Source organism: Pseudomonas fluorescens, assembly GCF_902497625.1.
Taxonomy (GTDB): Bacteria; Pseudomonadota; Gammaproteobacteria; order Pseudomonadales; family Pseudomonadaceae; genus Aquipseudomonas; species Aquipseudomonas fluorescens_BQ.
In genome coordinates this window covers 1-7,849 of record NZ_CABVGX010000079.1, presented here as the reverse complement: position 1 = coordinate 7,849, position 7,849 = coordinate 1, and the positions used below count along the sequence as shown (strand labels likewise).

General features: G+C 60.9%; 11 protein-coding genes. All 11 read left to right on the top strand.

The window, feature by feature from the left end; all coding sequences use genetic code 11:
* A partial coding sequence (gene ribD / locus F8N12_RS26845) for a bifunctional diaminohydroxyphosphoribosylaminopyrimidine deaminase/5-amino-6-(5-phosphoribosylamino)uracil reductase RibD (protein WP_150583077.1) occupies positions 1-739 on the top strand: 739 nt, incomplete at its 5' end.
* Between the two features lie 46 nt (positions 740-785).
* The gene (locus F8N12_RS26840) at positions 786-1,451 is read left to right on the top strand and encodes a riboflavin synthase (RefSeq protein WP_150583076.1); all 666 of its coding nucleotides are present in this window, start codon (positions 786-788) and stop codon (positions 1,449-1,451) included.
* 31 nt (positions 1,452-1,482) lie between these two features.
* Positions 1,483-2,574: a bifunctional 3,4-dihydroxy-2-butanone-4-phosphate synthase/GTP cyclohydrolase II gene (ribBA, locus tag F8N12_RS26835; protein ID WP_150583075.1), complete on the top strand. Its 1,092-nt coding sequence runs from the start codon at positions 1,483-1,485 to the stop codon at positions 2,572-2,574.
* A gap of 90 nt (positions 2,575-2,664) precedes the next feature.
* On the top strand, positions 2,665-3,141 hold the full coding sequence (gene ribE / locus F8N12_RS26830; RefSeq protein ID WP_028624323.1) for a 6,7-dimethyl-8-ribityllumazine synthase: 477 nt from the start codon (positions 2,665-2,667) through the stop codon (positions 3,139-3,141).
* Positions 3,138-3,638 carry a transcription antitermination factor NusB gene (nusB, locus tag F8N12_RS26825; RefSeq protein WP_150583074.1) on the top strand — a complete coding sequence of 167 codons (501 nt, stop codon included), beginning with the start codon at positions 3,138-3,140 and terminating at the stop codon, positions 3,636-3,638. Before ribE ends, nusB begins: the two co-directional genes overlap by 4 nt.
* Before the next feature lie 17 nt (positions 3,639-3,655).
* Positions 3,656-4,621, top strand: a complete 966-nt coding sequence (gene thiL, locus F8N12_RS26820) for a thiamine-phosphate kinase (RefSeq protein ID WP_150583073.1) — start codon at positions 3,656-3,658, stop codon at positions 4,619-4,621.
* Positions 4,618-5,121, top strand: coding sequence for a phosphatidylglycerophosphatase A (locus F8N12_RS26815; protein ID WP_150583072.1), 504 nt, complete (start codon positions 4,618-4,620; stop codon positions 5,119-5,121). The genes thiL and F8N12_RS26815 overlap by 4 nt, the downstream gene beginning before the upstream one ends.
* Positions 5,122-5,143: 22 nt before the next feature.
* A complete protein-coding gene (locus F8N12_RS26810; RefSeq protein ID WP_150583071.1) occupies positions 5,144-5,878 on the top strand; it encodes a substrate-binding periplasmic protein in 735 nt (244 codons plus the stop codon).
* 241 nt (positions 5,879-6,119) lie between these two features.
* Positions 6,120-6,737, top strand: coding sequence for a GTP cyclohydrolase II (gene ribA / locus F8N12_RS26805; RefSeq protein ID WP_028624318.1), 618 nt, complete (start codon positions 6,120-6,122; stop codon positions 6,735-6,737).
* A complete protein-coding gene (locus F8N12_RS26800) occupies positions 6,734-7,153 on the top strand; it encodes an MFS transporter (protein ID WP_150583070.1) in 420 nt (139 codons plus the stop codon). The genes ribA and F8N12_RS26800 overlap by 4 nt, the downstream gene beginning before the upstream one ends.
* Positions 7,153-7,849 (top strand): helical backbone metal receptor (locus tag F8N12_RS26795; RefSeq protein ID WP_150583069.1); only part of this gene is annotated, 697 nt, incomplete at its 3' end. The genes F8N12_RS26800 and F8N12_RS26795, both read left to right, overlap by 1 nt.

Sequence of the window (7,849 nt, the reverse complement as noted above, 5' to 3'; positions counted from 1 at the left end):
CGGCGTGCTGGAAGGCGAGGCGCGCAAGCTCAACGAAGGCTTTCTCAAACGCATGGAACACGGCTTGCCGTTTGTGCGGGTGAAGTTGGCCATGAGTCTCGACGGCCGTACGGCGATGGAAAGCGGCGAGAGCCAATGGATCACTGGCCCGGCGGCGCGCTCGGCGGTGCAACGCTTGCGTGCTCAGGCCAGCGTGGTGCTCACCGGCGCCGACACGGTGCTGGCGGACAACGCCCGGTTGACCGTACGCGCGGACGAGCTGGGCCTGGACGCAGAGCAAACGGCGTTGGTCATGAGTCGCCCGCCGCTGCGGGTGTTGATCGACGGCCGTCTGCGCGTGCCGCTGGATGCGCCGTTCTTCAAGGCCGGCCCCGCACTGGTCGCGACCTGTATGGCCGTTGAAGAACAGTACGCCAACGGCCCGGAGTGCCTCATCGTGGCCGGCGAGGATGGCTTGGTCGACCTGCGCAAGTTGCTGGTCCAACTCGCCCATCGCGGGGTCAACGAAGTTCTGGTCGAAGCCGGCCCGCGTCTTGCCGGTGCTTTTGCCCAGCAAGGCCTGGTGGACGAATTCCAGATATTCATCGCCGGCAAGTTTCTCGGCTCATCGGCACGTCCACTGCTCGACTGGCCAATGGCGCAGATGAAAGACGCCCCCGAGCTCAAAATTACCGAAATCCGCGCGGTTGGCGATGACTGGCGAGTCACTGCCATTCCTTCGTCGACTGCCGGCGTATAATTCCTGGCCTGCGCCACGCGACGGCCCTGTTCTCGAGGAGGACTCCATGTTTACCGGCATTATCGAATCCATCGGCAGCATTCGCGCATTGACCCCTAAAGGCGGAGATGTGCGAGTTCACGTAGAAACCGGCAAGCTCGATCTGAGCGACGTCAAACTGGGCGACAGCATCGCTGTCAACGGCGTCTGCCTGACGGCCGTCGAGTTGCCAGGCAACGGTTTTGCTGCCGACGTCAGCCGCGAAACCCTTGATTGCACTGCCATGAACGATTTGAAAAGTGGCAGCCCGGTCAACCTGGAAAAAGCCCTGACACCGACCACTCGCCTTGGCGGGCACCTGGTCAGCGGTCACGTGGATGGCGTCGGTGAAGTGGTTGCCCGAACCGAGAATGCACGCGCCGTGGAGTTTCGCATTCGTGCGCCAAAAGAACTGGCAAAATACATCGCCCATAAAGGCTCGATCACCGTTGATGGCACGAGCCTGACCGTGAACGCGGTCGATGGCGCCGAGTTCCAGCTGACGATCATTCCGCACACCCTCAGCGAAACCATCATGGCGGCCTACCAGCCAGGTCGCCGGGTCAACCTGGAAGTCGACCTGCTGGCGCGTTATCTCGAGCGCCTGTTGTTGGGCGACAAGGCCGCGGAGCCGGCAAAGTCTGGCAACATTACTGAAAGCTTTCTGGCCGCCAACGGCTACCTCAAATCCTGAAGCTCAATTTTTGAAAGAAGGGGGGTGCCTTGTGGCGCTCAATAGCATCGAAGAACTGGTCGAAGACATCCGCCAAGGCAAGATGGTCATCCTCATGGATGACGAAGACCGCGAGAACGAAGGCGACCTGATCATGGCCGCCGAATGCTGCCAGGCCGAACACATCAACTTCATGGCCAAGCATGCCCGTGGTCTGATCTGCATGCCGATGAGCCGCGAGCGCTGCGAGTTGTTGAAGCTGCCACTCATGGCGCCGCGCAACGGTTCCGGGTTCGGCACCAAGTTCACCGTGTCGATTGAAGCTGCCACTGGCGTCACCACTGGCATCTCCGCGGCGGACCGTGCGCGCACCGTGCAGGCTGCTGCGGCCAAAGATGCCAAGGCCGAAGACATCGTCAGCCCTGGCCATATTTTCCCGCTGATGGCCCAGGCCGGCGGCACCCTCGCACGTGCCGGTCACACTGAAGCAGCCTGTGACCTGGCCCGCATGGCCGGTTTCGAGCCGAGCGGCGTCATCTGTGAGGTGATGAACGACGACGGCACCATGTCCCGTCGCACCGAGCTTGAAGCTTTTGCGGCCGAACACAACATCAAGATCGGAACCATCGCCGACCTGATTCACTACCGGATGATCCACGAACGTACCGTTCAGCGGATTGCCGAGCAGCCGCTGGACAGCGAACTGGGCCAATTCAACCTGGTGACCTATCGTGATTCCGTGGAAGGCGACGTGCACATGGCCCTGACCCTGGGCAACGTGTGCGCCGAAGAACCTACGCTGGTGCGCGTGCACAACATGGACCCGCTGCGCGACCTGTTGATGGTCAAGCAACCGGGCCGCTGGAGCCTGCGTGCCGCCATGGCTGCCGTGGCCGAGGCCGGCAGCGGCGTGGTGTTGCTGCTGGGCCACCCGCTGGATGGCGACGTGTTGCTCGCGCATATCCGTGAAACCGCTGATCATGCACCGGTGAAAAAACCCACCACCTACAGCATCGTCGGTGCCGGTTCGCAGATTCTTCGCGACCTGGGTGTGCGCAAAATGCGCCTCATGAGTGCGCCAATGAAATTTAATGCGATATCCGGTTTCGATCTGGAAGTTGTAGAATACGTGCCCTCCGAATAATGACCGGTCGTACCGGACCTGATTCGCGGTTCAAAAATTCACTGAGGGATGCGTAGATAACGCGTCCCGGCTCTTTAAGAGAACTAACGAATGACCCTGAAGACCATCGAAGGTACCTTCATCGCCCCTCAAGGCCGCTACGCTCTGGTAGTAGGCCGTTTCAACAGTTTTGTGGTTGAAAGCCTGGTCAGCGGTGCAGTTGATGCCCTGGTTCGCCATGGCGTGAGCGAAAGCGACATCACCATCATCCGCGCCCCTGGCGCCTTCGAAATCCCGCTGGTTGCGCAGAAAGTCGCTCAGAAAGGCGAGTTCGCAGCCATCATCGCCCTTGGCGCGGTCATTCGTGGCGGTACTCCGCACTTCGAATACGTAGCAGGCGAGTGCACCAAGGGCCTGGCTCAGGTGTCCATGGAATTCGGCGTGCCGGTCGCATTTGGCGTGCTGACCGTTGACTCCATCGAGCAAGCCATCGAACGTTCCGGCACCAAGGCTGGCAACAAAGGTGCCGAAGCGGCCCTGTCCGCTCTGGAAATGGTCAGCCTGCTGGCGCAGTTGGAGGCCAAGTGATTAACGACGACAGCGATCGTTTCAACCCGCGCGATCCAAAGCCTGCGGATGCCGGCAAGCCATCGAAAAGCGTCAAGCGCCGCGAAGCCCGTCAGCTCGCGACCCAGGCGCTGTACCAATGGCACATGGCCAAGCAGTCGCTGAACGAGATCGAAGCGCAGTTCCGGGTCGATAACGATTTCAGCGATGTCGACGGTGCCTACTTCCGCGAAATCCTGCACGGTGTTCCGGCGCAGAAAGACAGGATCGATGCCGCACTCAAGCCTTGCCTGGACTTGACCATCGAGGAGCTCGACCCGGTTGAACTGGCCGTTCTGCGCCTGTCGACCTGGGAACTGCTCGAGCGCGTCGATGTGCCTTACCGCGTGGTGATCAACGAAGGTATCGAACTGGCCAAAGTGTTCGGTTCCACTGACGGCCACAAGTTCGTCAATGGCGTGCTCGACAAGTTGGCCCCGCGTCTGCGTGAAGCTGAAGTGAAGGCGTTCAAGCGCTGATCTGCGCTTGATACCCAATGGGCGAGTTTGAGCTGATCCGCAATTTCTTCGCCGCCGCTCCCTGTGCGCAAGGCGGCGAAGGCGTTGCCCTGGGAATCGGCGATGATTGCGCCTTGCTGGCTGTTCCCGCTGGGGAGCAGCTTGCCGTATCCACCGACACGCTCGTGGCCGGTGTGCATTTCGCAGATCCCTGCGACCCGTTTTTGCTCGGTCAGCGCTCGCTAGCCGTCGCCGTCAGTGACCTGGCGGCCATGGGTGCCACGCCTGTCGCCTTTACCCTTGCCCTGACACTGCCGACGGTGACTGCCGATTGGTTGCAAGCGTACGCCCGGGGTTTGAACCTGATGGCGCAGCGTTGCGGAGTGGCACTGGTGGGCGGCGATACTACACGCGGGCCGTTGAGCCTGACCCTGACCGTGTTTGGGCGGGTGCCCAGCGGTCAGGCATTGATTCGCAGCGGTGCGCAGCCGGGTGACCTGCTCTGTGTCGGTGGTGAACTGGGCAATGCCGCCGGCGCGTTGCCGCTGGTGCTGGGGCAGCGAGCGGCCGCAGCTGAAATCGCCGAGCCGCTGTTGGCGCATTACTGGTCGCCGCAGCCGCAACTCGGCCTCGGCCAAGCGCTCCGTGGCAAGGCAACGGCAGCTATGGATATCTCTGATGGTCTGCTCGCCGACTGTGGCCATATAGCGCTGGCGTCGAAGGTCGGCATTCAAGTTGAACGGGCCCGATTGCCGCTGTCGAACTCTTTAGTGGCTTTCCTCGGCCTGGCTGGCGCGGAGACTGCTGCCCTGAGCGGCGGCGACGACTACGTGCTGGCGTTCACCTTGCCGTCCGTCGAGTTGAAGACGCTGATGGCAGATGGGTGGCCCATTCACGTGGTCGGGCACGTCGTAGCGGGGCAAGGGGTCGTGCTGCTCGATCCACACGGTAAGGACATCACCCCGCAAACCCGGGGCTACCAACATTTTCGGGAGACACCGTGACAGATCATCCCAATCAGGTTCCTGCGGAATTCGTACCGCCGTCGGTCTGGCGCAACCCATGGCATTTCATCGCCTTCGGCTTCGGCTCGGGCACCTTGCCCAAAGCCCCTGGCACCTGGGGCTCATTAGTTGCGCTACCCTTCATCCCGTTATGGCAGATGTTGCCCGACTGGGGATACTGGCTGATGCTGGGCATCACCATGCTGTTCGGCTTCTGGCTGTGCGGCAAGGTGGCCGACGATCTGCGGGTACACGACCACGAAGGCATCGTCTGGGACGAAATGGTCGGAATGTGGATCACTTTGTGGCTGGTGCCGGAAGGCTGGTATTGGTTGCTCGCGGGTTTTGTTGTGTTCCGTTTTTTCGACATTCTCAAGCCGTGGCCGATTCACTGGATCGACCGGCACGTGCACGGTGGCGTCGGGATCATGCTCGATGACGTATTGGCCGGGGTATTTGCATGGGCCGCCATGCAGGGGTTGGTGTGGATTTTCGCCTGACGGGCGAGACAGGGGACTAAGGATGGCTCGACGCTGGCTGGCCGGGATGATGTTCGCGATGTTCGGCTCGATCGCCTTGGCGGCTGAGACGCCGATGCCGTCGGTGATCCACCTCGCCAGTGAAGAATGGGAGAATTACACCGCACCAGACGGGCATGGCCTGGGCTGGGATGTTTTGCGGCAGGTTTTCGAACCGGTCGGGGTCAAGCTCGATATTCGCACCGTTCCCTACACCCGCTCCATCGGTCTGGCACAACGCGGCGAAGTAGATGCCTGCGTGGGCGGGTATCACGATGAGGTCGACGATCTGCTCTATCCGCGATGGAATTTCGATACCGACCACATCTACGCGCTAGGGCTGGCCGCCAACCCCGCGCCGACTCGGGAAACGCTGGGCAACTACCGCCTGGCCTGGGTCCGCGGCTACGACTATCAGGACTATCTGCCGAACGTCACTCGCTACAACGAAGTCGTGCGGCGCACTGGAATCCTGTCGATGCTGACGCATGATCGCGCCGACTATTACATCGATGCGCTGAGTGAAATCGAATTTATTGTCCGTGGTGCCAAGGATCCTGCCCAGTTCCGCCGGACGCACATCGCCGAATTGCCGCTTTACCTGTGCTTCGCCAACACGCCCCGCGCGCGAAAGCTCATGGCGCTGTTCGATCAGCGCATGGAACATCTGGTAAAAAGTGGCGAACTTAAGCCAATCTTCAAGCGCTGGAAGCAGCCATACCCATTCGATTCGGATTGAACAATTTTTCGCATATTGCGACGATCGCGGCAGGAGCAAGCTTGCTCGCGATTACGATCATCCAGCGCCGTATGAGTTGCCTCACGCACCGTTATCGCGAGCAGGCTCGCTCCCACGGATGGCTGTCCGGGCGCGCTGTATCCAGATTCTCGATCGTTATGCCCAACAATTCAGCCTGAGCGTCTGCTGGAACCTGCTGTTACAATGCCGTCTCTGCGAACTATAGATCAGGAGCACACTGGTGCCTGTCGTTTTTGTCGCCGCTTCCAAGCTGCCAACGCCTTTTGCGCAATTCACCATGCACGGTTTTCTCGATGAGGAGAACGGGCGCGAGCATGTGGTTCTGAGCCTGGGTGAATTCGACGACGGTGCGCCAGTACTGGGCCGTTTGCATTCCGAATGCTTGACGGGCGATGCCTTGTTCAGCCAGCGTTGCGATTGTGGTTCACAGCTGGAAGCCGCCCTGCAGGCGATTGCTCGCGAGGGCCGGGGCGTATTGCTCTATCTGCGCCAGGAAGGCCGCGGCATTGGTTTGCTGAACAAGATCCGTGCGTATGAATTGCAGGATGGCGGCGCCGATACCGTCGAAGCCAATGAGCGTCTGGGGTTTGCCGCTGATCAGCGAGATTACGCCATGTGTCTGCCGATGTTGCAGCACCTGGGGGTGAAATCCTTGCGCCTGATGACCAACAACCCGCGCAAGGTCAAAGCGCTGACTGACATGGGCATCGTCGTTGCCGAGCGCGTGCCGCTGCACACCGGACATAATCCGCACAACAAACTCTACCTGGCGACCAAGGCCAGCAAGCTCGACCATATGATGGGCAACGAGCACCAAGGCGAGGTAGACCGCGCGTGACTCGCGGTCAGGTGCGGCGCCGGCTGTCCGTCAGTTGGTGGCAATATCTGGCGCTGGCCCTGTTGCCGTTATTCGTGATCAACGGAGTATTCGGTCAGAGCGAGGCGATCCTGCCAGTATTGGCCATGCCGATGTTCATTGCCGGTATGGCTTCGATGTTTGTCAGCCTGAAGTTTTTTGGTGGCTATAAACACGGCCTGATCGCCACGCAAAAAGCCCTCGACACCCCTGAAGAACCTGCCGCCTGGATCGCCCTGGCTGCCAAACGCCGAGCGGCGTTTATCGCTGCCGGGCTGCCCGCGTGGATCGGCGCCCTCGCGGTATTTGTCGGGCTGGAAGCAGTGCCGCTGATGTTGCTGGCGCTGTCCACCGCCGTGCTGTTCTACCTCTACCGTATCCCGCGTCAACTCGCTTGATGCTCCGCAGTGGGCTGGCGATTCTGCTGCTTGCCTTGGGCGCTTCGGCGCATGCCGTCGAGCGGGTCGTCAGCCTCGCACCGTCTCTCTCCGAAATCGTTGTAGAACTGGGGTCTGCCGATCTGCTGGTGGGTGTGTTGGACGCCGGCGAGCGTCCAGCCGAACTGCAAGGCCTGCCCACTGTAGGCCGTTATGGTCAGTTGGACATGGAACAACTGCTCAGCCTGCGGCCCGATCTGCTGCTGCTGTGGCCCGACAGTGTCGGCCCGGCCCAGCGTGAGCAGCTCAAGCGTTTGAACATTCCTACTTACGTCGCCGAACCGCACAACCTTGATCAACTGACCGAGCATATCGAAGCGATTGCCGTACAACTTGGTCGCGCCGAACGTGGTATTTCCCTGGCTGCGGCTTTGCGTCAGCGCCTCGAGTCATTGCGCGAACGCTACAGACGCGATCAGCCTCTACGGGTGTTTTATCAGGTTTGGGATCGGCCACTGTATACCGTCGGTGGCGGACAGATCATCAGCGATGCGTTGCAGGTTTGCGGTGCGCGCAATGTGTTTGCCGACCTGACGCTGCCCGCGCCGCAGATCAGCGTCGAAGCGGTGCTGCTGCGTGATCCGCAGGTGATCCTGGCCAGCGATCAGGCGCAGCTCGATGCCTGGAAGGCCTGGCCGCAGGTGGCGGCTGTTCGGC

What these genes read in the sequence shown, in the direction of transcription:
- F8N12_RS26840 (WP_150583076.1), top strand. Translation starts at nt 786, where the DNA reads ATGTTTACCGGCATTATCGAATCCATCGGCAGCATTCGCGCATTGACC.
- F8N12_RS26810 (WP_150583071.1), top strand. Translation starts at nt 5,144, where the DNA reads ATGGCTCGACGCTGGCTGGCCGGGATGATGTTCGCGATGTTCGGCTCG.
- thiL (WP_150583073.1), top strand. Translation starts at nt 3,656, where the DNA reads ATGGGCGAGTTTGAGCTGATCCGCAATTTCTTCGCCGCCGCTCCCTGT.
- ribE (WP_028624323.1), top strand. Translation starts at nt 2,665, where the DNA reads ATGACCCTGAAGACCATCGAAGGTACCTTCATCGCCCCTCAAGGCCGC.